Genomic DNA, 25,773 nt, shown 5'->3' on the forward strand with positions numbered 1-25,773 from the left:
GATGCTCCGACGCACCGCCCTCACCCGCCTTGCCGTTCCCACCGCCGCCGTCCTGACCATCGGTCTCGCCATCCCCGCACTGCACGCCGCGGCCGCCCCCAGCGAGGCCGAGGAATGCGTCCAGGCGGGCAACGTCTGGGTCCATATCGAATACGACGAGACCGTGACCGGCGCCTGCGCCACCGAGTTCGCCAGCGCGCAGGAGGCGCTCCTGAGCACCGGCGTGACCGAGGATGACAGCTGGATCCAGACCGTGGACGGCCGCCTCTCCGAGGGCACCGAGTGGTGGTCCGTCTACTTCATGTCACCCAACGACGACGGCACGTACCCCGGCGAGTGGGAATTCGCGGAGGTCGGCGTCGCCGAACTGGAGATGTATCCCTCGGAGGTGCTGGCCCTGAAGCTCCAGGACGACTACAACTTCATGGACCAGACGCTCGCACCGGCCGTGAACCCGGTCGACGGCGTGGTGCTGACCGATGAGGAGCCCGCCCCCAGCCCGTCGCCCAGCCCCTCGGTGAGCCAGTCCCCCGCCCCGTCCGCCTCGCCGACGGTTTCCGCATCACCGACGGTGTCCGCATCGCCGGTTGCTTCGCCCTCCGCCTCGGTGGAGCTCACCGCCACGGCCACCGCCGTTCCGAGCCGCCCGGGCCTGCCCAAGACCGGTAACTGATGAACGTGCGTCCTGCCGCCCTGCTCGCCTCCCTGTTCCTGGCCGTCGCCGGTAGCTGGGTGGCATCACCGTCCGCCTCGGCGGCCGTCACAGACGGTCACTGCACGACGGATACGGGGGTCACCCTCGTGGTGGACCACCAGGAGCTGGGCGGCGGACGCATCATCAAATGCGTCGAGGACGTGCCCGACGGCACCAGTGGCCTCCGGCTCCTCAAGCTGGCCGGCCTGGCCTCGGAGGGAACCATCCACGACGGGCCCGGCTTCGTGTGCCGGATCGGCGGGCGGCCCTCGGTCAACGAGAGCATCCCTCTGGACGGCAGCCCCGACTACCGGGAACGCTGCATCGACACCCCGCCCAAGACGGCGTTCTGGAGCTACTGGCACGCCCCCAACAACGGCTCCTGGACCTTCTCGCAGCTGGGTGGAGGCAACCGTGAGGTGATCCCCGGCGGCTACGAGGGCTGGTCCTTCTCCCTCAACAACACCGAGAACAGCAACCCGCCGCCGGGCGTCACGCCGTCGCACCCGGTGGTGAAGCCGCAGCCCGGCCCCACCACGAAGGCGCCGGCACCCACCACCCAGGCACCGGTCGCCACCACGACGGCCCCTGCCGCGACGACGGCCGCTCCCACCACGCAGGCCCCCGCGGCCACGCAGGCCCCCGCGGCCACGCAGGCTCCCGCGACGACGCCGGCGGCACCCACCACTGCGGCCCCGGCCAGAACGACCACAAAGCCCCGAACGAGCACCAAACCCCGCGTCGTCAGCACGCCGACGGAGCCGAGCCGGAGCGCGAGCCCCGAGGCCCCGGCCATCACGCCGTCGTCCGCGGAGCCCGAAAGCGCCGAGGCCACGCCGTCCGCGTCGGCCAGCCGCACCGTCGAATCCGGCATGACGGAAACCGCTGCGGCGGGCTCGAGCCCCACCGACGAGCAGATCGCAGCACCGGAAGGTGCCCCGCCGGTGGCCGCCACTGTCGCCGATGACGGCGGTGTGCCGACGGGCACCCTCGTAGGAGCAGGGGCTGTCGCCGCCATCGGGCTGGGTGGTGGCGTCATGTGGTGGCGACGCCGCGGCCTGTGATCAAACGCTACTTCCTTCCCCGACAACTGCACCCGTTCGCCTGGTGGGGGTGGGCGCTCGCGCTCGCCGTGGCCGCGTCGTCGACCTCCAACCCGCTGTTGCTGGCGGGTTTCATGGCAGTGGCCTCCCTGGTGGTCATCGCACGACGCGCGGACTCGCCCTGGGGAAGGGCCTTCAAGCTGTACCTCTACCTGGGCCTGTTCATCGTGGTGCTCCGTGTGGCGTTCCGGATCGTCTTCGGAGGCGGTGACGGCCCCACCGTCCTCTTCACGCTGCCCGAGGTCCCGCTGCCCGTCTGGGTGCGAGGCATCCGCCTGCTCGGGCCGGTCTCCCTGGAAGCGGTGGTGACCGGCTTCTACGACGGAATGCGCCTGGCCACGATCATCGTGTGCGTGGGCGCGGCCAACGCCCTGGCCAACCCGAAGAAGCTCCTCGCCAGCCTGCCCGGCGCGCTGTATGAACTGGGCACCGTCATGGTGGTGGCCGTGTCCGCGCTCCCCCAGCTGGGAGACTCGCTGCAACGCGTGGCTCGCGCCCGAAAACTGCGCCGCGCCCCGGCCGCACGGGGTCGCAGGCAGCGGCTGAAGGTGGTGGAGACCATCATCGTGCCCGTCCTCTCGGACGCCCTTGAGCGCTCCCTGGCGCTGGCCGCTTCCATGGACGTGCGCGGCTACGGGCGCGCCGGCAGCGCCTCCGCCCGGGACAGGGTCGTCTCCTTGGCGCTGGGGCTGGCCGCCATGTCGCTGTTGGCGGTGTGGGCCTACCGCTTCCTCGCCGCCGCCCCGGACCAGTTCGTCTTCCGGGTGCCGGTGATCTCCACGCTGCTCCTCCTCGCCGGCGTCGCCGCCGCGGTGGGCGCCTTGCGGGTCTCAGGCAGAACGGTGAAGCGAAGCCAGTACCGGCCCATCCGATGGGCGCTGGCGGAGACCGTCGCGGTGGCCGCGGGGGTGGGCGCCGCAGCCGTGGTCTACCTCATCGCCGACTCCGACGACGCGGGGGCGCTCTTCCCCAGCATCTATCCCTTCGTCTGGCCGGAACTGACCCTCCCGCTGCTGTTGGCGCTGGGCCTCGCCGCGCTGCCGGCATTCGTCACCCCGCCGCCCACCGCGGCCCAGAGGAGGACCAGGGCATGATCCGTTTCGAGAACATCTCCTTCCACTACGCGAGCAGTGAGACGCTGCGCCTCGGCGCGGTGGACTTCCGGATCGACGAGGGCGAACTCTGCCTCGTGGTGGGGCCCACCGGTAGCGGCAAGTCCACGCTGCTGGGCTGCATCAACAACCTGGTCCCGCGCTTCACCGGCGGCATCCGCACCGGCCGCGTCTTCATCGACGGCGTGGACACCACGCTCCTGCAGCCCCGCGAGCTCGCCACCACCGTCGGCTACGTCGGCCAGGACCCGTTGGCGGGCTTCGTCACGGACACCGTGGAGGAAGAGCTGGCCTATTCGATGGAGCAACTCGGGTTCGCGCCTCCCGAGATGCGACGGCGGGTGGAGGAGACGCTGGACCTGTTGGGCATCGCGGAACTCCGCGACCGGAACCTACGCACGTTGTCGGGCGGCCAACAGCAGCGGGTGGCCATCGGCAGCGTGCTGGCGAGCTCCCCCAAGGTGCTCGTCCTGGATGAGCCGACCTCGGCGCTCGACCCCATCGCGGCTGAGGAGGTGCTGGCGATCATCAGCCGGCTGGTGCGCGACCTCGGCACCACCGTCGTCATCGCCGAACACCGGATGGAGCGCGTCATCGAGTTCGCTGATTCAGTGCTGCTGGTGGGCGATGAGGTGCGCCACGGCGACACCCGCGACATCCTGGCGAAGGCCAGCATCAAGCCGCCGCTCGTCGAGTTGGGCGCCCGCATGAACTGGTCGCCGCTGCCCCTCACCATCCGCGAGGGACGACGGCTTGCCAGCGAGCATCGTCGCGTCTGGGCCGAGGTACCGCCCGTCCTCCCCCTGCCGGCCCCCCGGACGGAGGCGGAACTCACCGCCCGCGACATCATCGTGCGCTACGGCTCGAAGGTGGCGGTGGCCGGCGTCGACCTCACGTTGCACGCGGGCGAGGTCACCGCGCTGATGGGCCGCAACGGGTGCGGCAAGTCCAGCCTCCTGTGGGCCCTGCACGGCGCGGGCAGGCGCGACGGCGGCTCCGTCACCATGGCCGCCCCTGGCCAGGTCTCCGAGGTGCCAGGCATAGCGCTGGTGCCCCAGACCCCATCGGACCTGCTCTACCTCACATCGGTGGCCGCCGAATGTGAGCAGAGCGACCGCAACGCCGGCCTGCCCTCGGGCAGCACCCTGGCGCTGCTGCGCAGGCTGGTGCCGGACATCGAGCCCGACGCGCACCCGCGCGACCTGTCCGAGGGCCAGAAGCTCGCCGTCGTCCTCGCTGTGGAACTGGCAGGCAACCCCCGGGTGGTGCTGCTCGATGAACCCACGCGCGGGCTGGACTACGCAGCCAAGCAGGCGCTCACGGAGATCGTGGCCGGGATGGCCGCCGACGGCCGCGCGGTGCTGATCGCCACCCACGACGTGGAGATGGTGGCCCAGACCTGCGAGCGGGTGGTGGTCATGGCCGAGGGTGAGGTCGTCTCCGACGGCCCAACGCGCGATGTCCTCGCGGGGTCCGCGCTGTTGGCCACCCAGGTGGCGAAGGTGGTCAACCCCGTTCCGCTGCTCACGGTGGAGGAGTTCGTCGATGCGGCCCGCTGACCCCACGTTGGAGATCCCGGCGCCTGTGGTGGGCGTCGCCATCGGCTGGCGCAGTTGGCTGGTCATGGCACTGTCCACCGTGCTGGGCCTGTTCGCCATCGGCTGGCCGCTCCTCATCCCGGCCGTCGGGGTCGCCCCCGAGCATGCCGACGACGCGCCCTTCGTCTTCGCGGCGCTCCTGCCGGTGATCCTGCTGCTCGTGATCGCCCAGGTCACCGAAGGCGGGCTCGACGCCCGCTCCCTGGCGGTGCTCGGAGTGCTCTCGGCCATCAACGCGGCCATCCGCCCTGCCCTGGGCGCGGGTACGGCCGGCATCGAATCGGTCTTCTTCCTGTTGATCCTCGCCGGCAGGGCCTTCGGCCCCGGCTTCGGCTACCTGTTGGGGTTCACGTCGCTCTTCGCGTCCGCGCTGCTGACGGCAGGCGTGGGTCCGTGGCTGCCCTTCCAGATGCTGTGCGCGGGCTGGGTGGGTCTGACGGCCGGCCTGCTACCCAAGCGCGTCAAGGGTGGCTGGGAGATCGCGATGTTGATCGCTCTGGGCATCCTGTCCGCCTACCTCTACGGGGCGCTGATGAACATGTGGTTCTGGCCGTTCATCACGGGTATCAATCTCGACGGCACCGGTGGGAGCCTCGACTACGTGCCCGGCGCCCCCATCCTCGAGAACCTGACCCGCTTCGGCTGGTTCACCCTCCTCACCTCGACGGCGGGCTGGGACACGGGCCGGGCCATCACCACCACCATCGCCCTGCTGATCGTGGGCCGCCCCGTGCTCACGGTGTTGCGCCGGGCCTCGGGGATGGCCAGGGTCCACACCGGTTGATAGGGTCAGGACCGTCGAGCGGAGAACGCCGGTGTGAATCCGGGACTGACGCGCAACCGTAACTCCAGTGGAGAAGTCGGACCGAAGCTCGTGCATGGATCACCCGCACACCGTGTGCGGGTCTTACGCGAAAGGATCCTCAGTGCGTATGCGCACCCGCCTGATGGCGCTCCCCCTGATTGTCGGCCTCACCTTGGGCCTCGGCTCCCTTGCCTCCGCTGACACCACCAGCGATGCCCGCGAGGCCATGACCTGGTTGGCTGCCCAGACCAACCCCAATGGCACATTGTCTTCCTACGAGGACTATCCGGACATGGGCTTGACTCTTGATGCCGCGCTGGGCGCCGTTGCAGTGGGCGCGCCACAGGCAACAATCGATCGCTGGCTGGCTGGTGTCCAGAATGCGTCCGGCCCGAGTTTCAAGGACCTGACAACGGGTAGCAGTCCCGACAACGGCATGATCGGGAAGGCTCTTGTCACCCTCGCAGCGGCTGGAAGATCGACCACCTCGTTCGGTGGGATCAACCCAACAAAACTCGCAAAAGGCTCTCTGACTGACAAAACCATGCCTGGGCACGCGGCTGGTACAAACGCTTTCGGCCAGGCCTACATCATGATTGGGCTTGCTCGAACCAGTGTCCTTCCGCCGAACACGGTCTCGTTTCTCGCCGGTCAGCAATGCTCCAGCGGCGCATTTCCAATGTTTTTCGACGCCGATCCCGCTAAACACTGTGATGTGGCCAAGAAATCACACGATCCTGATGGAACGGCCATGCTCGTGATGGCGCTGCGGGCCGCTGACGCGGCTGGTGTGACCGCTGCCAAGGCCCCGCTTGCCAAGGCAGTGGCCTGGCTGAAGGCTCGGCAGCAAACAGATGGCTCGTACACAGGCGCACTACCTTTCACGCCGAGCCCGAACTCAAACTCCTCAGGTCTCGTGGCCGCAGCCCTGTCCGGTCTCGAGCCAACGGTCGTTTCGAAAATCGGCAGTTGGGTCAAGACGCTGCAGTTGAACGGACCCGAAAACACCGGGGCAATCGCCTACAACAAGGAGGCGCATGACCGAATTGTTGACGGCAGGATCTCCAGCATCGCGCGTGGCCAATGGCTCCGCGCAACGGCCCAGGCGGTCTTCGCCCTGGCACCGGTGGATCTCCTGCACGTGGGTGCTTCCCGACACATACGCACGGCGCCCTACACCCTCGCAGGGCAGCACTCTGTCAATGGGCGACAGTGGAAAACACAGTGCGAGCCATATTCTCGGACTGAGCGCTGCCGCACGGAGATTCTCGCCACGGTTGTTCGAATTGAGAACGGCCTTTTCGTGCGCAAGACTGACTGGGCTTTCAACAACCTCACCTACCTCCCCTACATGACGGAGGCGGCGTGGCAGGGCAACCCCCTCGCCGCGGACGACATGGACGGTTTCACCTCCGGTGGCCGCGAGTGGCGCACTGAATGCCACACCGCCCAGACCGGCACCGGCGCGTGCCGCTCCTACACCCTGACGACGGTGTACGGCGCCACGGCGAAGGCTGGCGGCGGCTACACGTTCAGCCAGTCCAACCAGTGGGTGTTCAACAACATCGTGATGTTCGGCAGCCCTGAGAAGCGCTGACGCGATCAACTGGACGAGGCCCCGGGTCTGCGGCTCTGCCGCAGCCCCGGGGCCTTGCCCATTCAGCGCCTCGCGGGCAGGGAGAAGAGCCCGCCCTGCTCGTCGAGCCATCCGGATTCCACGAGTTCGGCTGCGTTGGCCAGCGCATCCATCATCGCCTGGCCAGTACGGGCGGACAGTTGGGCGGCGCTCACGTGCTCCTTCGAGCCAACCGCCTCCCGGATCTCCATGAGCGGGAGCGGCAACTGGTCGATGGGCCGGCTCGCTCCACGGCCCGTGGGCTCGGCCACGGCGCCCAACGGGGACAGCACCGCTTGGACGTCCTCTGCACACGTGACGAGGATGGCCTCGCCGTCGCGGATGAGCTTGTGCGGCGTGGACGACAGGGACGACGTGATGGGGCCCGGCACCGCGAGCACCGGGCGGCCCAGCGAGTTGCCCCACGAGGCAGTGTTCTTGGCGCCGGACCGCGCGGCAGCCTCCACCACGATCACCGCGTCAGCCAGCGCCGCGATGATTCGGTTGCGTGCCAGGAAGGCATAGCGGGTGGGGCGGTAACCCGGCGGCAGCTCCGACACCAGCCCGCCTGACTCGATGATCCGATCGGCCAGGCGGCTGTTGGCCGCCGGGTACGGCTCGTCCACACCGCTGGCCAGCACCGCCACCGTGGTGCCACGCACCCCCAGCGCACCCCGGTGGGCGGCAGCGTCCACCCCGAAGGCGAGCCCGCTGATGACGGGACGATCCTGCATCGCCAGGTCTGCCGCCAGCGTCACGGCTGCGTGTTCGCCGTAGGTGGTGCAGGCCCGGGAACCGACAATGGCCACTCCTCCGCCCAGCCCGGTCAGCGGCCGTCCCCTGATCCACAGCCCGATGGGTTCCCCGGTCTGCTTGGCGACCTCCGCCGTTGCCAGGCCGGCCAGGGCGGACGGCCATTCGTCATCTCCCGGGATGATGAACCTGGACCCGCAGCGCTCTGTACTTCGCTGCAGCCCGGGCAGATCGATCGCCTGCGCCCGCCTTCCCCACGACGTATCCGGCTGGGAGAGAAACCCGCGCCAGAGTTCCTCGGCCCCGAACCGGGCGAGCGCCTTCACCACGTTGGGCTGCCCCAGAGGCGTGAGGGCGCACAGCGCCATCCGGGCCTCTACCTCCGTGACCATCACGCCGCCCTCTCCTGGTCGCCTTGGCGAAGGTGCAGCGCGACGCGCAGCTCCCTGTCCGAGATCCCGCTGCCGCCGGCCAGGTCCGCCAGGGTCCAGGCCAGCTTCAGCACCTTGTCCACGCCGCGTGCGCTGATGGCGCCGCGCTGCAATGCGCTGTTCAGCAGCCCCAGATCCAGCGGCAGCGGCAGCTTCTTGCGGAGGTAAGGCCCCGCCACTTCGCCGTTGGTGGTCCAGGGGGTACGGCGCAGCCGGTGGCGCTGGCGCTCGCGGGCCTCGAGCACGCGCTGCAGCACGACGGCGCTGGCCTCCGGCGCCGCGACATCTGAATCGAGCAGCACGCGGTTGATGCCCGCCATCTGGTGCCGGATGTCGATGCGGTCGAGGATGGGCCCGCTGAGCCGCTCCTGATATCTGCGCACCTTGACCGACTCGCAGGTGCAGTCCATCCCCGCTACCCCGAACCGTCCGCAGGGGCACGGGTTGGCCGCGAGGACCAGCTGAAAACGGGCTGGAAAGCGGGTGGACATGCGGGCACGGCTGACGTTGATCCAGCCGTTCTCCAGCGGGGTGCGCAGCGCATCCAACTTGCCGCCGAAATCCGGGCACTCGTCCAGGAAGAGCACGCCTCTGTGGGCCAGCGAGATGGCGCCCGGCTTCAGCTCCCCCGAGCCGCCGCCCACGAGCGCCACCTGTGTGGTGGAGTGGTGCGGGTCCGCGAAGGGCGGGCGGGTGATCAGCCCCGAGAGTTCGTGCCCCGCCAGCGAATGGAGCGCCGACACCTCCACCGATTCGTCGGGGTCCAGTTCCGGCAGGATGGAGGGCAGCCGCGACGCCAGCATGGTCTTGCCGACGCCTGGCGCCCCCGTGAGGAACAGGTGGTGCCGGCCCGCAGCCGCCACCTCGAGGGCGAACTTGCCGTCCTCATGCCCCACGACATCCGCGAGATCAGGGACGAAGACGGAGCTGGGTCCGGCCATGGGCTCTGACGGAGGGGCGGCCTCAGAAGGGTTGTCGACAGTGAGCCCGTTGACCAGCCTCACCACCTCGTCGAGGCGGCCCGCTCCGTCCACCGTGATGCCCGGCACCAGGGCAGCCTCCTCCTGCTGGCCGTAAGGGACGATGGCACGCTCGAAGCCAGCTTTCACTGCGGCCAACATGGCGGGCAGGATGCCCCGCACCCTCCGCACCCGCCCGTCGAGCGCCAACTCGCCGATCAGGACCGTACGCGCGGCCCGGCCGGGGCTGATGTAGCCCTGCGTGGCGAGCGCCGCCACGGCGATGGCCAGGTCATAGTGCGTACCCGCCTTGGGGAGGCCCGCCGGCGACAGGTTGATGGTGACCAGTTGCTCCGGCCACTTGAATTCGCACGCCCGCACGGCCGCCTTGACCCGCTCCTTGGCCTCGTTGAGGGCCTTGTCCGCCAGCCCTACGATCTGGGTGCGGGGCAGGCCGCCGCCCTCCGCCGCCTCCACCTCCACGGGATGCCCGTCGATGCCCTGCAGCGCCACTGACCACGACGACAGGCTCACCGCTCCTCGATCCCGCGGGCGTGCACCAGTTCGGAGCCGCCGTTCCGGGGCCACAGGATGCCGATGGCGTCCACCCTGAGCCGTGGCAGCCCCAGCTTGGACTGCCGGGCGTAGATGCCGGCCAGTTGCCGGAGCCGGCGTGCCTTCGCGTACGTGATCGTCTCCAGTGGCGAGCCGAACCCCAGGCCGGCCCGCGTCTTCACTTCGACGACCACCAGGGCCTGCGCGTCGGGGTCTATCGCAATGATGTCGGCCTCGCCCTCCGTGCAGCGCCAGTTGCGCTCAAGGATCTGCCAGCCGCATTCCAGCAGGTAGTCCGTTGCTCGTTGTTCTCCCAGACGCCCGAATGTCTGTTTGTGGTTCATGGGTCATCACCTCGGACCCATTTATGGTCAGAGGAGGTGGGCGATCACCGTTATCCACAGATTCCGGGGAACCGGGTGCAGCAGGAGGGGCTCAGTTCTCGTTGTCGGGCACCTGGAGATCCGAGTGCGCGATCTCCTCGATGGACACGTCACGGAACGTCAGCACCTTCGCCGACTTCACGAAGCGGGCCGGGCGGTACATGTCCCACACCCACGCGTCGCCCATGGAGACCTCGTAGTAGACGTCTCCGCCTTCGGTGCGCACCTTGAGATCCACCGCGTTGCACAGATAGAACCGCCGCTCCGTCTCCACCGCGTAGGTGAAGATGGACACGACGTCCTTGTACTCGCGGTACAGGTCAAGCTCGAGCTTGCTCTCGTACTGTTCAAGATCCTCGGCACTCATGGTTGCTCAACTCTAGCCTGATTCGGCCGCGGTAACATCTGCCCGCCTGGCACTGAGCCGGACGTTCTCGAAGCACCAGCGGTGGATGGGTGACGGCCCGTGCTCGTGCAGGGCGCCCTGGTGCAGCTTGGTGTTGTAGCCCTTGTGGATGGCGAAGCCATAGCTGGGGTAGGTTGCGTCGTATTCGGTCATGATGCGGTCTCTGGTGACCTTCGCGACGATGGACGCGGCGGAGACGCAGGCGGCCACCTTGTCGCCCTTCCACATCGCCAACCCCGGCACACCGAGGCCGTCCACGGGGAAGCCGTCGGTCAGCACGAACCCGGCCGCCACCTCCAGGCGCCCCACCGCTCGGCGAAGGCCGTGCAGGTCTGCCTGGTGCATGCCCAGCTCATCGCACTCCGCCGGCTCCACCAGCGACCACGCGACGGCGACCGCACGCTTGACGATCTCGTCGTAGAGCCGCTCACGGGCTGCGGCGGTGAGGACCTTGGAGTCGTCGAGGCCCTTGATGGGCCTGTCCGGGTTGAGGATGACCGCGGCCGCGACGAGGGGGCCGGCAGATGCCCCGCGCCCGGCCTCGTCGGCACCCGCGACGGGACCCAACCCGGCGCGTACCAACGCTCTTTCATACCCGTAGGGGCCCCGACCCGGCCGAATCATCAGCAGCCAGGCTCCACCCGGATGAGGTCCGGCTTCTCCGGCGCGGGGTCCGCAGGCGCCGGCACGCTCGCATAGGTCTCCGGCACGGTGAAGGTGGAAAGCCTCTGCAGCGGTGCGACGATGGCCACTGATGAACCCACCACCTTGCTGACCGGCACGAAGGCGCGCTCCCCCGGCACCTGCGACACGTCGCCCAGCCGGCAGCGGGAGTCGTTCGAGGCGTTGCGGTGGTCTCCCATCACGAAGATGCGGTCCTTCGGCACGATGATGTCGAACGGGACGGTGAACGGAGCCACCTGGACGCCGTTGGCGGCGTACAGGTACGCCGACTCCTCCAGCTGGTGGCCGTTGACCTCCAGGAAGCCGTCGTCCGTGGTGCGGACGTGGTCTCCCGGCATGCCGATGACGCGCTTGATGAGGTGCTCGGTGCCTGAGTTGGGCAGCACACCGATGAACTCGAGCGACTTCTTGACCGGGTTGTCCGTGGGGGTGCTGGGCGGCAACCAGTTGCCCGGATCCTCGAACACGACGACGTCCCCCCGCTGGAACCCGCCGAACTTGGCCACCAGCACCCGGTCATTGACCTGGAGCGTGTTCTCCATGGATCCCGATGGGATGACGAACATCTGCCCGACGAACGTGCGCAGGAGCGTGGCGATGACGACCGCCCCGACGATGATCAGGATGCCCTCCCCCAACCAGCCGAGCAGGCGACGGCCGAAGCCCGGCGGGGCGGGCTCGACATGCTCTGCCTGCGTCTGGGATGCCCCGACTGCGAACGGTTCGGTGGGCTCGGTGGTGGATGCCACGAATTCAGTCCTTAGAGGTCAGGCGGGGTCGCTCATCTGAGCATACCGCCGCCCACAGACGTGGATAACGCAGAACCGCCGGGCACAGGCCCGGCGGTTCATGCAGCTCTCAGGAGCAGGTGATCAACGCTTCTCGCGGATCTTGGCGGCCTTGCCGCGCAGGCCGCGGAGGTAGTACAGCTTGGCGCGACGAACGTCACCGCGACGCTCGACCTCGATCTTCTCGATGATGGGAGAGTGCAGCGGGAACGTACGCTCCACGCCCACACCGAAGCTCACCTTGCGGACGGTGAACGCCTCCTGCACACCACCGGCGTTGCGGGCGATGACGACACCTGCGAACACCTGGATACGGGAGCGGCTGCCTTCAACGACGCGCACGTGCACCTTGACGGAGTCACCGGCGCGGAACTGCGGCATGTCATCGCGCAGCGACGCCTTGTTGACCTCTTGGATGAGGGGGTTGGTCATGTTCAAACCTTTCCGTCAGCGCCACAGGTCACCGCGGTGTTGTCTGGCCCGGCAAACGCTCAGACGATCCCCCCGTGGCAGGAGCTGGCATTGCTGGGGTTGCCCAGGTGAGGGCAACGGCTACTCATTATGGCACCTTGGGCGCACCGTCGGAAATCAGGGTCCCACACAACGAGAGAGGGGCGGCGCCGAAGCGCCGCCCCTCCCTGTGTGGCAGATGACTACTTGCCGTCGCTCATGAACATCGCCTTGATGAGGTCGCGGTTCAACTGTGAGATCGACTCCAGCGGGATGCCCTTCGGGCAGACAGCGGCGCACTCACCGATGTTGGTGCAGTTGCCGAAGCCCTCTTCATCGTGCTGCGCCACCATCGACTTCACACGGCGGTACCGCTCAGGCTGACCCTGGGGCAGCATCGCCAGGTGCGTGATCTTCGACGAGGTGAAGAGCATGGCGGAGCTGTTCGGGCAGGCCGCCACGCAAGCGCCGCAACCGATGCAGGTGGCGTTGTCGAAGGCCAGATCGGCTTCGCGCTTCGGTGCCGGGGTTGCGTGGGCGTCCGGCGCCGAACCGGTGTTCGACGAGATGAAGCCGCCGGCGGCGATGATGCGGTCGAAGGCGGTGCGATCGACGGCGAGGTCCTTGATCACAGGGAAGGCCCCGGCACGCCAAGGCTCGATGTCGATCGTCGCGCCGTCCTCGAAGGAACGCATGTGCAGCTGGCAGGTGGTGGTGCGGAACTCGCTACCGCCGTGCGCGATGCCGTTGATGACGACGCCACACATGCCGCAGATACCCTCGCGGCAGTCGTGGTCAAAGGCCACCGGCTCTTCGTTGCGCTGCGTGAGCTGCTCGTTGAGAAGGTCAAGCATCTCCAGGAACGACATGTCCTCGGACACGCCGTCGAGGTCGTACTCGACCATCTTGCCGGCCGCCTGCGGACCGGCCTGGCGCCAGATACGTAGCTTGAGTTTCACTTGTAACTCCGTTGCTTCAGTTCGATTGCCTTGTAGATGAGAGGCTCGCGGTGCAGCACGGGCTTGCCGCCCTCGCCACCCCACTCCCAGGCGCCGACATACAGGTACTCGGCGTCGTTGCGCATGGCCTCGCCGTCCTCCGTCTGCGACTCGGCGCGGAAGTGACCGCCACACGATTCGCGACGGTGCAGGGCGTCGACGCACATCAGTTCGCCGAGTTCCATGAAGTCGGCCACGCGGCCGGCGCGCTCGAGGGCCTGGTTGAAGTCCTCGTTGACGCCCGTCACGCGGACGTTGGTCCAGAATTCCTCACGCAGCGCACGGATGAGGCCGATGGCCTTCGTGAGGCCCTCCTCGGTGCGCTCCATGCCGCAGTACTCCCACATGATGTGGCCGAGTTCCTTGTGGAAGGAGTCGACCGAGCGGGTGCCCTGGATGCTGAGCAGCTTCTCGATCCGGCCGCGGGCGGATCCGACGGCCTCGATGACCGCCGGGTGATCCAGTTCGACCTTCTCGAACGGGGCATCAGCCAGGTAGTCGTTGATGGTGTTCGGCAGCACGAAGTAGCCGTCGGCCAGGCCCTGCATGAGGGCCGAAGCACCCAGGCGGTTCGCCCCGTGGTCGGAGAAGTTCGCCTCGCCTGTCACGTACAGGCCGGTGATCGACGACTGGAGGTCGTAGTCCACCCACAGGCCGCCCATGGTGTAGTGCACGGCCGGGTAGATGCGCATCGGGGTCTCGTACGGGTTTTCGCCGGTGATCTGGGCGTACATGTCGAAGAGGTTGCCGTACTTGGTTTCGACGGCCTTCTGACCCAGGCGGTTGATGGCGTCCGAGAAATCGAGGTAGACACCGCGACGCATGTGCCGTTCGTTGCCCTCGGAGTCGCGCTCGGCGACGGCGGGGCCGACGCCGCGGCCCTCGTCGCACATGTTCTTCGCCTGACGCGACGCGATGTCACGAGGCACCAGGTTGCCGAACGCCGGGTAGATGCGCTCCAGGTAGTAGTCGCGATCCTCTTCGGCGATCTCACGGGGATCCTTGCCACAGTCTTCGGCGCGCTTGGGCACCCAGATGCGGCCGTCGTTGCGCAGCGACTCGGACATGAGCGTGAGCTTCGACTGGGTCTCACCGTGCACCGGGATGCAGGTGGGGTGGATCTGCGTGTAGCAGGGGTTGCCGAAGTAGGCACCCTTGCGGTGCGCGCGCCACGTCGCCGTGACATTGCAGCCCATCGCGTTGGTGGACAGGAAGAAGACGTTGCCGTAGCCACCGGTGCCCAAAACGACGGCGTCTGCGGTGAAGGCCTCGATCTTGCCGTTGATCATGTTGCGGGTCACGATGCCGCGCGCCCGGCCGTCGACGACGATCAGTTCGATCATCTCGTGACGGGCGTACATCTTGACCGTGCCCGCGGCGATCTGGCGCTCCAACTGCTGGTAGACGCCGATCAGGAGCTGCTGACCCGTCTGGCCACGCGCGTAGAACGTGCGCTGCACCTGCACGCCGCCGAAGGAGCGGGTGTCGAGCAGGCCGCCGTACTCGCGGGCGAAGGGCACGCCCTGGGCGACGCACTGGTCGATGATGTTGGCCGACACCTCGGCGAGACGGTGGACGTTGGTCTCGCGGGCGCGGTAGTCGCCGCCCTTGACCGTGTCGTAGAACAGGCGGTGCGTCGAGTCGTTGTCATTGCGGTAGTTCTTCGCCGCGTTGATGCCGCCCTGGGCGGCGATCGAGTGGGCCCGACGCGGGCTGTCCTGATAGCAGAAGTTCAGCACGTTGTAGCCGGCCTCACCGAGCGTCGCGGCGGCGGCGCCACCGGCGAGGCCGGTGCCGACGATGATGACGCTGAGCTTGCGGCGGTTGGCGGGGTTGACCAGGCGGGCCTGGAACTGGCGGGTCTTCCAGACCTCGTCGATGGAGACGCCCTGCGGCGCCTTCGTGTCGGAGATGTCCTGGCCGACGGTCCAGAAGTCCGTGGCCGCAGGCGTGGTGACGGCGGGCGCGGTCTCCACAGGAGCGGTTGCAGTGGTCTCGGTCACGAGATGACTCCCATCAGAACGGCGATCGGCATGACCATGAAGCCGATGAACAGGACAGCGGCGACGATGACGGACAGGATGTTCAGCCACTGGCGCGACTTGGCACTGGGGTTGCCGCCGAGGGTCGCGAAGGCGCTCCAGAAGCCGTGCCGGATATGCATGACGATGAGGACCATGCAGATGCCGTAGATGACGACCATCCACCACAGGCTGAAGCTGGCCAGCACCATCTCGTGGGGGTGTTCGCCGCTGCCACCGGCGCCGAGGGAGCCGGGGACGATCGTGAACTGGAGGAGGTGGAAGATCAGGAAGGCCGCGATGATGATGCCGCCCCAGCGCATGGTGCGCGACGAGTAGGTCTGGACCTTCTTCTTCGAGGTCACGTACTTGTCGCCACGCTGCGCGAGGGTCTTGGCGGACAGCGTAGCCGCCGACCAGATGTGCAGTACGACCGAAAGCACCAGGGCGAAGCGGAACACCCAGATGAAGGTACCGGCGGGCATGATCGGGTACAGGATGCCGCCATCGGGCGTCTTGCCCTTGAGCCATTCTGCGTAGTAGTCGAAGGCATGGAAGTTGTCCGCCGTGTAGAACATCTTCAGGTTGCCGTACATGTGCACTAGGAGGAAGGCGATCATGATGAGACCGGTCACCGCCATGATGACCTTCTTCACGACCGTGCTTCGCCTCGCACGTTGATGAATGGTGAGATTTGTTGCCACGGCGACACTCTAGCCAACGCGAATCACCTTGTGGGCCAAGGGGTCAGGTTAACCGACAGCCCGTCCTCATGCACTATTTACGTGCGTTTCAGCTCGCCAAATTCGCTGGAGGGGACCAGGTGGTTGTCAGCCCTCGTGGAGGAGGTCCGGGCGCCGTTCCCGGGTCCGTTCGGTGGCCTGTTCGAGGCGCCATTTCGCGATGTTCGCATGGTGTCCACTGAACAGGATCTCCGGCACTTCGCGGCCGCGCCAGAGCGGGGGCTTGGTGTAATTCGGGTACTCGAGCAACTGGTGCTCGGCAGAGTGGGATTCCTCGACGAGGGACTCGGGGTTACCCACGACGCCCGGCAGAAGGCGCACCACGGCCTCAGTGACGGCGAGCGCGGCCACCTCTCCCCCGTTGAGCACGTAGTCGCCCAGGCTCACCTCGATGACCTCGTAGTGCTCTGTGCAGTGGTCGATGACGCGCTGGTCGATCCCTTCGTAACGGCCGCAGGCGAACACCAGCCGCTCCTTGGCTGTGAGTTCGTAGGCCAGCGCCTGGGTGAACGGCCTGCCTGTCGGGGTGGTGACGATGACGGTCATGGGCCGGGGATCTGATTCCTCCAGCGCGTCGAACGCCTCGCCCCAGGGCTCCGGCTTCATCACCATGCCGGCGCCGCCGCCGTACGGCGTGTCATCGACGGTGTGGTGCCGGTCATGGGTCCAGGTGCGCAAGTCGTGCACGGCGACGTCAATGATGCCGCTCTCGATGGCCTTGCCCACCAGCGAGAGCTGGAGCGGTGCGAAGTAGTCCGGGAAGATCGTGACGTAGTCGAGCCTCATTCGATGTCCTCCAACAGCCCCGGCACATCGGCCAGTTGGACGTAGCCCGCCTCCACCTCGACGGTGGGCACCAGCGCCTCGACGAACGGGACCAGCCGCTCTTCGCCGTCGACGTCCAGCTGCAGCACGTCCTGCGCCGGGAGGTGCAGCACCTCCGTCACGGTGCCGCGTTCCGCGCCCGTGTGATCACGCACGACGAGGCCGACCAGGTGCCGGTCGAAGAACTCCTCGGGTTCGCTGGGCAGCTCGGACTCTGCCACCCGGTCGTAGAGCAGCTCTCCGGTGAGCTTCTCGACGGCCGTGCGGTCCGGGGTGTCCGCGAAGCTGACCAGCAGCCTGCCGCGGTTCCAGCGGACGGATGCGAGCTTCACCGGGCGGCGCTTGTCCCCCATCTGCAGCGTGCCGCCGGCGATGAACCGGCGCGCCGGCTCGTCCGTGCGCACGTCGATGAACACCTCGCCCCGGAGGCCGTGGGCGCGGCCGACGCGGCCGACGATGACTTCAATCTCGCTCATGTCTTCATGTCCTAGATAGGCGATGCCCCGGGACTTTCGTCAAGTCCCGGGGCATTGCTCGGCTTGTGAGGCTGCTGTCAGCGGCGGCTGGGCCGGTCCACATCGACGAAGTCGACACGGACGCTCTCTTTGCCCGCCAGCGCACCGACCACGGTGCGCAGGGCCTGGGCGGTGCGGCCCTGACGGCCGATCACCTTGCCCACGTCGTCGGGGTGCACACGCACCTCGAGCAGACGACCACGGCGCAGATCCTTGTCCTTGACAGTCACGTCGTCAGGATTCGACACGATTCCCGCGACGAGGTGCTCCAGGGCTTCAGCAAGCATGCTCAGGCCTCTTCGGCGGGAGCCTCGGCATCTTCGGCCGGGGTGGCCTCTGCGGCCGGGGCCTCAGCGGCGGCGGCTTCTGCAGCAGCCTTCTTGGCGGCGTCCTCGTCGGCCTTCTTCTTGGCCTTCGAGATGGCCGGCGCGGAAGCGTCGGCATCCTCGGCGAGGGCGGCTGCGAACGCGGCGTCGCGGTCGCGCGGCTCACGCTGCGGCAGGACGCCGGACGGCGAGGTGTCGCCGGAGAACTGCTGCCAGTCACCGGTGCGCTTCAGGATGGCCACCACGGCCTCCGTGGGCTGCGCACCGACGCCGAGCCAGTACTGCACGCGCTCGGAATCAACGCGGATGAGGCTGGGCTCGTTCTTGGGGTGGTACAGACCGATCTCTTCGATGGCCTGACCGTCGCGCTTGGCGCGCTCGTCGATCACGATGATGCGGTAGTGGGGCGAGCGAATCTTGCCGAGACGCTTCAGACGAATCTTGGTAGCCACGTGTGTGGGGTCTCCTGTTGTATCTGCCTCAGGGAGGCTGTGTCGAAAGGTGCCGCGCGACGTGTGGGGCACGTCGCACGTAAACCAAAGGGTCCTGCCGGGCGCGTGAGAGGGCACGCCTCGACGAGGTGCATCCGCCATTCTGCCAGAAATGATGCCTCTGGCCCAAACACCGCTTCCCGGTGCCCGTGGCCACATTCCCTGCGACGGCGGTCAGTAGCCCGAGAACTCCTCGGTGCGGATGTTGTCTTCGTCAGCGCCGGCTTCCAGAAGCAGGCCGCGCATGGCCTTGACCATACCCGCCGGACCCGACAGATAGTAGATGGGGGCGGCGACGTCTGCGACGTGGCGGCGCACCATCGCGCCGTCGATCCGGCCCACCTCCCCCGGCCAGTCCTCAGTCGGGGTGGAGAGGGCCTGGACGTAGGTGAAGTTGGGGTTCTCGGCCGCGAACCGTTCGAAGTCGGCGACGAACGGCGCCCCGCTGGCGTCCTCGTTCGCGTGGATGAGCAGCAGCTGGTGCCCGGTCCGGTCGTGGGTCGCCTGCGAGATGATGCTGCGCACGGGCGTCACGCCGATGCCGCCGATGAGGAAGACGGCCGGCGTCGACTCCTTCTTGTGCAGCCTGAAGTCACCCCAGGGCCCGTCGAACTTCACTTCGGTGCCGACGGGATATCCCCCCTGAGCACCCGTTTGAAGGCACTGTCCCGGAGCCTCGTGGCGAGGACCAGCTCGCCCTCATGCGGCGCCTGCACCAGCGAGAAGATGCGGGAGTTTCCCTCCTCGTCGGTTTCCGGAGGATCCAGGAGAGTGAATTCGCCGTATTGACCCGCGCGGAATTCAAAATCCGCGGGCTTCTCGAAATGGAAGGCCATGGTGCCCTCGGCAACCAGTTCCTTGCTCACCAACCTCAACTTTTCGACCATGAAAAGCCTCCGATCTTTGGCACATAGTAGGCCGGGATAAGAGGGTTGAACAGGGGCGCATGTCCCAGGACGGAGCACCGCCGGGAGTGGGGCTTGCCCACTCCCGGCGGTTCTCGTCGAGGATCAACCGGTCAGGGTCAGCGCCAGGACGGGTCTCCGAAGAGGACCATGTTGTTGAACACCCACCTGTTGGTCTGGCTGAAGGTATAGCCACCGCCAGCCTTCGCCGCGGCCGCGTACACCGTCGTCATCGTGTAGCTACGGCACGCGCCGCGACCGGTCGCGGCGGTGTCACATTCGGTGCGCCACTGCCGTCCGGCTGACGAGAACACCCCGCCCGTGGTGGCGGAAACGTCACCGAGCGGGTTGCCCCGCCACGACTCGCGCGTCATGTACGGGAGGTAGGTGAGGTTGTTGAACGCCCACCCGGACTTCCGCACGAACTGGCCGTCCTCGATGACCACGATGGTCGCCCAGATGTCGGTGCGGCAGCGCTCCGTCTGCGAGTACGCCTCGCAGGTGGTCATCCACTCCCGGTTGTTGACCGTGTGCTTACCTGGTGCCGTGTACGGGGCGGTGCGCTCGTACTTCGGCGGCCTGGGCGGCGTCGTCGGCTTGGCGGACGGCGACGTCGAGGGCTTCGGCGACGTCGAGGGTTCGGGCGACGTTGACGCCGACGGAGTCGGGGATACCGACGGCGACCCCGACGGGGACGGTGAAGGCGAGGCCGACGGTGTCGGCGACGGCGAGGGTGATGGCGAGGCCGACGGCGACGGCGACGGCGAGGCCGACGGCGACGGCGAGGCCGACGGCGACGGTGACGGCGACGGTGACGGCGACGGCTTCGGCGACACTGTCAGGGTGAAGATCCGCGTGGACACATTGCCCGATGCGTCGGTCACCGTGACCGTGAGGGCCGAGGTGCCCACCGTCGTCACCGTGCCCGTGATCAGGCCCGTGGCGCTGATCGACAGTTCACCGTTGCCGGAGAGCGCGTACGTCATGGCCTGACGATCCGCAGCGGCGACCTGGATGGACACCACCGAGCCGGCCTGCACAGAGCGGTCGGTGATCACCGCGATGGCGGGCCCGGTGGTGTCCGACACCGCGATCGTGAACGTCTCCGTGTCGGTCCCCGCCGCATTGCTCGCCGTGACGGTCACGGTGACCGGGGCGGCCGTGACGGCCGTCGGGGTGCCGGCGATGTCGGCCGTCGACGCGTTGAATGTCACGCCGACGGGCAGGCCCGTCACCTCGAGGGTGATCGGCGCCGTCCCCGTGGTGGACACGGTCACGGGGAGGATCGACAACCCCAGCTCGATGCTCTGGTCGGCGATCACCCCGATCAACGGCGCGGTCTCCGTAGCGGTCACGGCCACCTCCGCGGTGGCGAACGTGGTGCCGTCGGTGGCGGTCACGGTGGCCGTCCCTCCCGGCTGGTCCGCGGCGACCGACAGCGTGACGGCGATGGTGCCGTCAGCTGCGGCAGTGACGCTCTGGGAAGCGCTCCCCAGCGAGACGGTCACGGTGCCGCCGGCCGCGAAGCCTGCCCCGGTGACGCCCAGCGAAGCGCCGGCCTCCACCGTGGACGGGTCCACCACGAGCTTGGCGCCCAGGGGCACGTCGTCGAGTACCTCGGGCGTCTGGACCGTCGGCCCCGCCACCTTCAGTTCGGCGGCGTGCGCCCACGGCTGGCTCGTGCCGTTGGAGTTGGTGATGGCGGACAGCGACTTCAGCTTGAGGTAGCGCGTGGTGACCGGCTGGTCGAAGACGACCGTCTTGGCCGAATCGTTCGCCACGGAGAAGGTGCCCTCTGCCACCTTCGTGAAGGCGGCATCAGCGGGCTCCGCGAACGTGGTCAGCTTCAGTTCGGCCGGGGTGCGTTCCCCGAACGAACCGGTGCCGGCGTAGATCTCGTAGCCGGCGATCTGGCCGTTGCAGATAGGCGGTGCGACGGAGTTGCTGCACTCCGCGGAGGTGCGGGGCAGGTAGGTGAACGACGCCACTTCCTGCACGCTGCCCAGGTCGATCACCACATGGTGCGGATGGGTGGGGTTCGTCCCGTTCCACTGCGTGTGCCAGAACGTCGCCGGGTTACCGTCGACGGCAGCCGTGATGTAGCCGTTGGGAGACGCGGTGCCACCCTCGGCCGGTTCGGCCGAATCCCAGGCCACCGCACCCCCGATGGTCCGGACGGACGGGTCGTACAACGCGACGGTGAAGTCCACCGTTGAGCTCTTCCCGTCGAGCGCGGTGACCGTGGCGGTGATGACGCCCGACGTACCCGTGGCGGGTGCGCGGAGCGTCACGGTCGTGGAACCGTCACCGGGGGTCAGCCACTGCTCAGAGGGTGAGACCTGCCATCCCTCCGGCACCTCGACGCTCAGCACGCTGAACTCGAGGATGTCGGTGGTGGTGAAGGTGACCTCCGCGTCGCTCGACCACGCCATCGACGACGGCGCACTCTCGACGGCGATCTTCGGAGCCACCCCCACGCTCAGCGTGAAGGAGGCGGTGGACTGGTTACCGTTGGGGTCGGTTGCCGTGACGGTGACCTCGAAGAGGCCCTTCTCCGTCGGGGTGCCGACGATGGTGCCGGTGGTCTCCATCGTCGCGCCGGCCGGGAGGCCGGTGGCGGTGAACGACACCGGGGTGTTGCTGTCCTCGGCGGTGACGAGGATGTCGACCGGGTCGCCGAATTCGATGAATGCGTCGGCCACAGGAGCGATGACCGGGCCGGTCACATCCGTGGACAGTGAGTAGACGGCCAGCTCAGCGGCGTTGCCGAAGAACTTCCCCGAGCTGTCGGCGCGGGTGTGCGATTCCACCACCAGCAGCCTGGCGATGCTGCCCTCCACCGGCTGGTCGAGGGTGACGGTCTTCGTGCCGAAGGTCGCCGGCCAGGCGCCGGACGCCACCGTCGTGAAGGTGGTGCCGTCGGTGGACACCTGCCACTGGTACTTCGTGACGGTGCCGTTGGCCACCTCGGTCGCTCCGGAGATCTGTCGGGGCGTGTACGCGAAGCGCTGCATCTCGACGACCTCCGGCGAGGTCACCTGGATCCAGTGCGGCGGCGCTGCCGGGGCCGGCGAGTAGTCGGTGTGCCAGAAGGTGGCCGGGTTCTCGTCCAGCACAGACTGGGGGCGGCCGTTCGTCGGGAACTGCGACGAGGTCTCCCCGTTCTCCTCATAGCTGGAGGCCTGCGCCGTCCAGCCCGCGGGGGTGAGCTTGGTGCTGACGACCACGTTGAGGGTGAAGGCAGTGGTCGTGACGCCCTCGCGGCCGTCGTCGACGGTCACCGTCACCGGGTACGCACCCTCTGCGAGGGTGGAGCCGGAGATGACGCCGGTGGCCGCGTCGATGGTGACGCCCTCGGGCAGGCCGGTGGCGCTGTAGGTGAGGGTGTCGCCGTCCTGCGCGAGCACCGCGATGTCGACGGCACCGCCCCGCTCCACGAAGGACGTGGGGATGTCGGTGACGACGGGAGGCACGTTCTCTTCGGTGACGTTGAGCGGTGCCCATCCGACGACGGAGCCGTTCGTGCCGCGCAGCTCGACGGTGTAGTCCCCGGGCGCGACCGCCGTCGGGATCAGCACCCGGCCGGCGATCTGCCCCTCGGCCGGCTTCATCCAGCCGATGTTGGTGCGGGCATCCGCGTCATCGGTGATGGTGACGTAGCTCCAACCGGCGGGGGCATCGGGCACAGTGAGGTGCCCGCCGGCGGGTGCCGTGAGCGCGTTGCCGTTGAGCAGGTGGTTGAACGTGCCGGCCGTGATGTCGGGCAGGGTGGCCGGGGCCGAGGTGGGCGCGGCGTCGCTGGCCGGGGGCGCGAACACGTTGATGTCGGCGGCCGAGGTGAAGCCTCCGACGCCGCCGGTGGGGGCGTTGAGCCTCAGGTAACGGGCCGTCACCGGCTCGGTGAGGTTGACGGTCTTGGTGGTGTTGGTAGTGGCCCAGGCGCCGGAGTTGATGGTGGTGAAGTTCGTCCCGTCGTTCGACGTCTGCCACTGGTAGGCCCCCAGCGTTCCATTACCGGCGGACTCCGCGCGGGGCACGTAGTCGATGCGGTTGAAGGCGGTGGCCTCCCCCATGTCGATGGTCAGCCAGTGGGGTGCCGCCGTCTTGCTGGGGGTGTACTGGGTGTGCCACTTGGTGGAGCGGTTGTTGTCGAGCACGTTGCTGGCGCGGCCGTTCTCGCCGCTGACCTCCTGGCTGTTGGTGGTGGCCACCCAGGTGGTGGCATCCAGGCGGCCGTCCGACGGCGGTGGGGTCGCCGTCGACGCGGTGATCGCCTCGTTGGAGGCCTTCGCCTCGAACAGCAGCGTCTGGAACGGCTGCAGTTCGAAGGTGTGGGGGCGGAAGGCGTCAGCGGTGAACGGGGCGGCGTCGCCGTCGCGCTCAGTGAACGTGTAGCGGGTGGCCTGGTTCGAGGGCAGCTCGAAGGCCGTGGCCGGGTTGACGGTGAACGTTTTGGCCGACGCGGTGGGGTTGCGGAGCATCATGACGCCCTCGCCGTTGTTCTTCGGCCACCAGGATGCGGAGCCGTAGACGCCCACCATGGGGTCGGCGCCGATCATGCGCGCAGAGGTGAACAGTTGTTCGTTGTCGCGCGCCCACTTGGCGTAGTCCGCCAGGGTGTCCCACCACTCGACGGCGCCGGCCTTCTTGGCCTCGGTGCCGGTCGTGGGGTCGACCTCTGTGGAACGCACGTAGAGTTCCTGAAGCCCCAGACCCATGGAGAAGTAGGCCTTGATCGCCCGCTTCGCGTCGGCGAGCACCTCAGGCTTGCTGAGGTCGGTGTCGAAGTCGAAGTGCTGGGTGTTGGGGCGCGGCGAGAAGATCAGGCCGTGGTTCATCAGGCTGGTCTCGGGGAAGAGGCGGTTGCGCTTGGTGAAGTTGCGGTACTGCTCCTTGTCCCGGTAGGTCATGTACCTGTCGGTGGAGGATCCCTGCGCGCTGTTCCAATCTGCCGAGCCCTGGATGACGGCGTCGCCGCCGTCGCGCCAGATGGAGTCCACGTACCACAGCCAGTAGGGCGATCCCCAGGTGCCGACGGTGGCGTTGACGAAGACCTCCTGGTTGTGGTCGCGCATGTCGTCGAGCAGTTCCAGCATCGCCTCGTAGTCCGCGAGGTAGTTCATGTTGACACCGGTCTGGTAGAGACCGCCGCCGATGCCGTCGAACTTGAAGCCCTGGACGCCGTTGTTGTCCATCATGTCGAAGACGACGTCGCGGAAGTGCTGACCGTAGCGGGCGCCGGCCAGTGAGAAGCCGGCTGCGTTGCGCTCCATCTGCTCCGCGACAGGCTTGGAGGCGTTCAGGTCACGTCGGCGCGAGGCGGACGGGTCGTAGCCGCCGAACGGCGACATCCACACCGACATCGACGCGCCGTAGCTGTCGGCGATGGCCTTCTGGGGCGCGAATCCCGTGGGGTACTGGGTGGGGTCGAAGGACCAGACCTTCAGGTTCGTCTCGTCCGCGACCTGTGGGTCACGCAGGTAGTCCCAGCCGTCGTCGACCCAGAACGAGTCCAGCTTGGCGCTGCGGCTGGTGAGCTCGCGGCCGAACAGGTCCATCGACTTCTTGAGGTTCTCGCCGTTGACCATCAGCGGGTTCGCGACGGCGCCGGCGTTGGGCTTGAGGTCGTACCAGGACTGGTAGTGGAGGTAGGTGCGGCGCTCATGGGCCCGCTCACGCTCCACGTAGTACTGGGCGGAGCGACGCAGCTGGCCCGGGTTGCTCACGCCGTAGACGACGGTGCCCTCGATGGTCGGGTTCGTCGTGGCCGAGTAGGTGCGGCGCGACGGTACGACCTGGCGCACCACGTTGTCGGCGCCGATGGTGGTCTTGGCCATGGGGTGCTCCACCGAGGTGAAGAACGTCTCACGGGTGTTGATCCCCGAGGCCACCGGGGAGCCGTCGACCGGCGAGGTGGTGCGCGCGGCGGGCAGGGTCACCTCGAGCAAGCCGAGGTTGAGCGGATTGGCGCCTGAGGGGCCGACCGAGCCGGCCGTGATGTCCACTTTCAGGTGCTGACGCACATAGTTCGCGTCCTGGCGCAGTTCCGCAGTCCAGGTCACGTTCGCCGCGAAGCCGCTGGTGTTCGTCGCGGTGTAGGTGACGGCCACCTGCTTGCCGGGCAGCGTCTGGGCGATGCGGCTGGAGGTGGCATCTGCAGTGAGATCGGACACTGCGGGGGCCGCAGTCCGCGTCCACGTCAGCGCCCCGAGGTCGGTGGTGCCGTTGGCCGAATGCAGGAGGCGGCCCTGGTCGATGCTCTGAGGTGCGCCGGTGGCCTTGTTCAGGAAGGCGGTGACGTCCGGCACGGCGGAGACATCGAAAACGGCCTTCAGTGCCCCGTTCTCCAGAGTCACCACGTCTCCCGCGGCCGTCACGTTGGCAACGCCGGGCACAGGTCCGATGAACGCGACACCGGAGGCCTCGGCATACGTGGGCAGGGGCTGCAGGGTGGCCGCGATGGGATCTGGGGCCGCTTGGGCGGCCGGCGCGGCGAATCCGCCACCGGCCAGCAGCGCCAACGAGGCCACGATGCTCGTGACCCGGGCGGTGGGTGTGTTCAACTTCACTGGGGCTCCTCCACGGATGGGATCAGCGTTGATCTGCGTGCAAC

Annotated in this window: 23 protein-coding genes; 6 read left to right on the forward strand and 17 right to left on the reverse strand. The window is 67.9% G+C overall.

The window, feature by feature from the left end; genetic code table 11:
- Position 1: 1 nt before the first annotated feature.
- The 6 genes from C3E87_RS10120 (at position 2) to C3E87_RS10145 (ending at position 6,909) form a co-directional block, all read left to right on the forward strand.
- Entirely contained in the window at positions 2 to 673 is a 672-nt protein-coding gene (locus tag C3E87_RS10120) for a hypothetical protein (protein ID WP_076062306.1), read from the forward strand.
- A complete protein-coding gene (locus tag C3E87_RS10125) occupies positions 673 to 1,758 on the forward strand; it encodes a hypothetical protein (RefSeq protein ID WP_076062308.1) in 1,086 nt (361 codons plus the stop codon). The genes C3E87_RS10120 and C3E87_RS10125 overlap by 1 nt, the downstream gene beginning before the upstream one ends.
- A complete protein-coding gene (locus tag C3E87_RS10130; RefSeq protein WP_233120783.1) occupies positions 1,755 to 2,891 on the forward strand; it encodes an energy-coupling factor transporter transmembrane component T in 1,137 nt (378 codons plus the stop codon). Before C3E87_RS10125 ends, C3E87_RS10130 begins: the two co-directional genes overlap by 4 nt.
- Positions 2,888 to 4,468, forward strand: coding sequence for an ABC transporter ATP-binding protein (locus C3E87_RS10135; protein WP_076062312.1), 1,581 nt, complete (start codon positions 2,888 to 2,890; stop codon positions 4,466 to 4,468). Before C3E87_RS10130 ends, C3E87_RS10135 begins: the two co-directional genes overlap by 4 nt.
- A complete protein-coding gene (locus C3E87_RS10140) occupies positions 4,455 to 5,291 on the forward strand; it encodes an ECF transporter S component (RefSeq protein ID WP_076062314.1) in 837 nt (278 codons plus the stop codon). The genes C3E87_RS10135 and C3E87_RS10140 overlap by 14 nt, the downstream gene beginning before the upstream one ends.
- A gap of 142 nt (positions 5,292 to 5,433) precedes the next feature.
- Entirely contained in the window at positions 5,434 to 6,909 is a 1,476-nt protein-coding gene (locus C3E87_RS10145; protein ID WP_143570991.1) for a hypothetical protein, read from the forward strand.
- A 62-nt stretch (positions 6,910 to 6,971) separates the two neighbouring features.
- Here the strand turns inward: C3E87_RS10145 and dprA are convergent, their stop codons facing one another.
- The 17 genes from dprA to C3E87_RS10230 form a co-directional block, all read right to left on the reverse strand.
- Entirely contained in the window at positions 6,972 to 8,072 is a 1,101-nt protein-coding gene (dprA, locus tag C3E87_RS10150) for a DNA-processing protein DprA (RefSeq protein WP_076062318.1), read from the reverse strand.
- Positions 8,072 to 9,604, reverse strand: coding sequence for a YifB family Mg chelatase-like AAA ATPase (locus C3E87_RS10155; protein ID WP_076062320.1), 1,533 nt, complete (start codon positions 9,602 to 9,604; stop codon positions 8,072 to 8,074). Before C3E87_RS10155 ends, dprA begins: the two co-directional genes overlap by 1 nt.
- Positions 9,601 to 9,969 (reverse strand): YraN family protein, encoded by a 369-nt coding sequence (locus C3E87_RS10160; RefSeq protein WP_076062322.1) that lies wholly within the window; start codon positions 9,967 to 9,969, stop codon positions 9,601 to 9,603. The genes C3E87_RS10155 and C3E87_RS10160 overlap by 4 nt, the downstream gene beginning before the upstream one ends.
- Before the next feature lie 91 nt (positions 9,970 to 10,060).
- Positions 10,061 to 10,375, reverse strand: coding sequence for a DUF2469 domain-containing protein (locus C3E87_RS10165; protein ID WP_076062324.1), 315 nt, complete (start codon positions 10,373 to 10,375; stop codon positions 10,061 to 10,063).
- A gap of 12 nt (positions 10,376 to 10,387) precedes the next feature.
- Positions 10,388 to 11,038: a ribonuclease HII gene (locus C3E87_RS10170; RefSeq protein ID WP_076062326.1), complete on the reverse strand. Its 651-nt coding sequence runs from the start codon at positions 11,036 to 11,038 to the stop codon at positions 10,388 to 10,390.
- Positions 11,038 to 11,847, reverse strand: coding sequence for a signal peptidase I (gene lepB / locus C3E87_RS10175; RefSeq protein WP_083665562.1), 810 nt, complete (start codon positions 11,845 to 11,847; stop codon positions 11,038 to 11,040). Before lepB ends, C3E87_RS10170 begins: the two co-directional genes overlap by 1 nt.
- Positions 11,848 to 11,970: 123 nt before the next feature.
- A complete protein-coding gene (rplS, locus tag C3E87_RS10180; RefSeq protein WP_076062328.1) occupies positions 11,971 to 12,318 on the reverse strand; it encodes a 50S ribosomal protein L19 in 348 nt (115 codons plus the stop codon).
- Positions 12,319 to 12,539: 221 nt separating this feature from the next.
- The gene (locus C3E87_RS10185; RefSeq protein WP_076062330.1) at positions 12,540 to 13,295 is read right to left on the reverse strand and encodes a succinate dehydrogenase/fumarate reductase iron-sulfur subunit; all 756 of its coding nucleotides are present in this window, start codon (positions 13,293 to 13,295) and stop codon (positions 12,540 to 12,542) included.
- Positions 13,292 to 15,310 carry a fumarate reductase/succinate dehydrogenase flavoprotein subunit gene (locus tag C3E87_RS10190; protein WP_076062405.1) on the reverse strand — a complete coding sequence of 673 codons (2,019 nt, stop codon included), beginning with the start codon at positions 15,308 to 15,310 and terminating at the stop codon, positions 13,292 to 13,294. The genes C3E87_RS10185 and C3E87_RS10190 overlap by 4 nt, the downstream gene beginning before the upstream one ends.
- Before the next feature lie 23 nt (positions 15,311 to 15,333).
- Entirely contained in the window at positions 15,334 to 15,996 is a 663-nt protein-coding gene (locus C3E87_RS10195) for a succinate dehydrogenase cytochrome b subunit (protein WP_083665568.1), read from the reverse strand.
- Between the two features lie 189 nt (positions 15,997 to 16,185).
- Positions 16,186 to 16,884, reverse strand: a complete 699-nt coding sequence (gene trmD, locus C3E87_RS10200) for a tRNA (guanosine(37)-N1)-methyltransferase TrmD (RefSeq protein ID WP_076062335.1) — start codon at positions 16,882 to 16,884, stop codon at positions 16,186 to 16,188.
- The gene (rimM, locus tag C3E87_RS10205; RefSeq protein WP_076062337.1) at positions 16,881 to 17,399 is read right to left on the reverse strand and encodes a ribosome maturation factor RimM; all 519 of its coding nucleotides are present in this window, start codon (positions 17,397 to 17,399) and stop codon (positions 16,881 to 16,883) included. The genes trmD and rimM overlap by 4 nt, the downstream gene beginning before the upstream one ends.
- 77 nt (positions 17,400 to 17,476) lie before the next feature.
- Positions 17,477 to 17,725 carry an RNA-binding protein gene (locus C3E87_RS10210; RefSeq protein ID WP_076062339.1) on the reverse strand — a complete coding sequence of 83 codons (249 nt, stop codon included), beginning with the start codon at positions 17,723 to 17,725 and terminating at the stop codon, positions 17,477 to 17,479.
- Between the two features lie 2 nt (positions 17,726 to 17,727).
- Complete coding sequence (gene rpsP / locus C3E87_RS10215) at positions 17,728 to 18,216, reverse strand: 30S ribosomal protein S16 (RefSeq protein WP_076062341.1); 489 nt, start codon at positions 18,214 to 18,216, stop codon at positions 17,728 to 17,730.
- Between the two features lie 213 nt (positions 18,217 to 18,429).
- Entirely contained in the window at positions 18,430 to 18,873 is a 444-nt protein-coding gene (locus C3E87_RS10220) for an FAD-dependent oxidoreductase (protein ID WP_198928281.1), read from the reverse strand.
- On the reverse strand, positions 18,870 to 19,121 hold the full coding sequence (locus C3E87_RS10225; RefSeq protein ID WP_198928282.1) for a hypothetical protein: 252 nt from the start codon (positions 19,119 to 19,121) through the stop codon (positions 18,870 to 18,872). Before C3E87_RS10225 ends, C3E87_RS10220 begins: the two co-directional genes overlap by 4 nt.
- Before the next feature lie 158 nt (positions 19,122 to 19,279).
- Positions 19,280 to 25,729, reverse strand: a complete 6,450-nt coding sequence (locus tag C3E87_RS10230; protein WP_076062344.1) for a discoidin domain-containing protein — start codon at positions 25,727 to 25,729, stop codon at positions 19,280 to 19,282.
- Positions 25,730 to 25,773: the final 44 nt, after the last annotated feature.

The organism is Tessaracoccus sp. ZS01 (genome assembly GCF_022342445.1).
Taxonomy (GTDB): domain Bacteria; phylum Actinomycetota; class Actinomycetes; order Propionibacteriales; family Propionibacteriaceae; genus Arachnia.

What these genes read in the sequence shown, in the direction of transcription:
- C3E87_RS10120 (WP_076062306.1), top strand. Translation starts at nt 2, where the DNA reads ATGCTCCGACGCACCGCCCTCACCCGCCTTGCCGTTCCCACCGCCGCC.
- C3E87_RS10125 (WP_076062308.1), top strand. Translation starts at nt 673, where the DNA reads ATGAACGTGCGTCCTGCCGCCCTGCTCGCCTCCCTGTTCCTGGCCGTC.
- C3E87_RS10135 (WP_076062312.1), top strand. Translation starts at nt 2,888, where the DNA reads ATGATCCGTTTCGAGAACATCTCCTTCCACTACGCGAGCAGTGAGACG.
- C3E87_RS10140 (WP_076062314.1), top strand. Translation starts at nt 4,455, where the DNA reads ATGCGGCCCGCTGACCCCACGTTGGAGATCCCGGCGCCTGTGGTGGGC.
- dprA (WP_076062318.1), bottom strand. Translation starts at nt 8,072, where the DNA reads ATGGTCACGGAGGTAGAGGCCCGGATGGCGCTGTGCGCCCTCACGCCT.
- C3E87_RS10160 (WP_076062322.1), bottom strand. Translation starts at nt 9,969, where the DNA reads ATGAACCACAAACAGACATTCGGGCGTCTGGGAGAACAACGAGCAACG.
- C3E87_RS10165 (WP_076062324.1), bottom strand. Translation starts at nt 10,375, where the DNA reads ATGAGTGCCGAGGATCTTGAACAGTACGAGAGCAAGCTCGAGCTTGAC.
- C3E87_RS10170 (WP_076062326.1), bottom strand. Translation starts at nt 11,038, where the DNA reads ATGATTCGGCCGGGTCGGGGCCCCTACGGGTATGAAAGAGCGTTGGTA.
- rplS (WP_076062328.1), bottom strand. Translation starts at nt 12,318, where the DNA reads ATGACCAACCCCCTCATCCAAGAGGTCAACAAGGCGTCGCTGCGCGAT.
- C3E87_RS10195 (WP_083665568.1), bottom strand. Translation starts at nt 15,996, where the DNA reads ATGGCGGTGACCGGTCTCATCATGATCGCCTTCCTCCTAGTGCACATG.
- trmD (WP_076062335.1), bottom strand. Translation starts at nt 16,884, where the DNA reads ATGAGGCTCGACTACGTCACGATCTTCCCGGACTACTTCGCACCGCTC.
- rimM (WP_076062337.1), bottom strand. Translation starts at nt 17,399, where the DNA reads ATGAGCGAGATTGAAGTCATCGTCGGCCGCGTCGGCCGCGCCCACGGC.
- C3E87_RS10210 (WP_076062339.1), bottom strand. Translation starts at nt 17,725, where the DNA reads ATGCTTGCTGAAGCCCTGGAGCACCTCGTCGCGGGAATCGTGTCGAAT.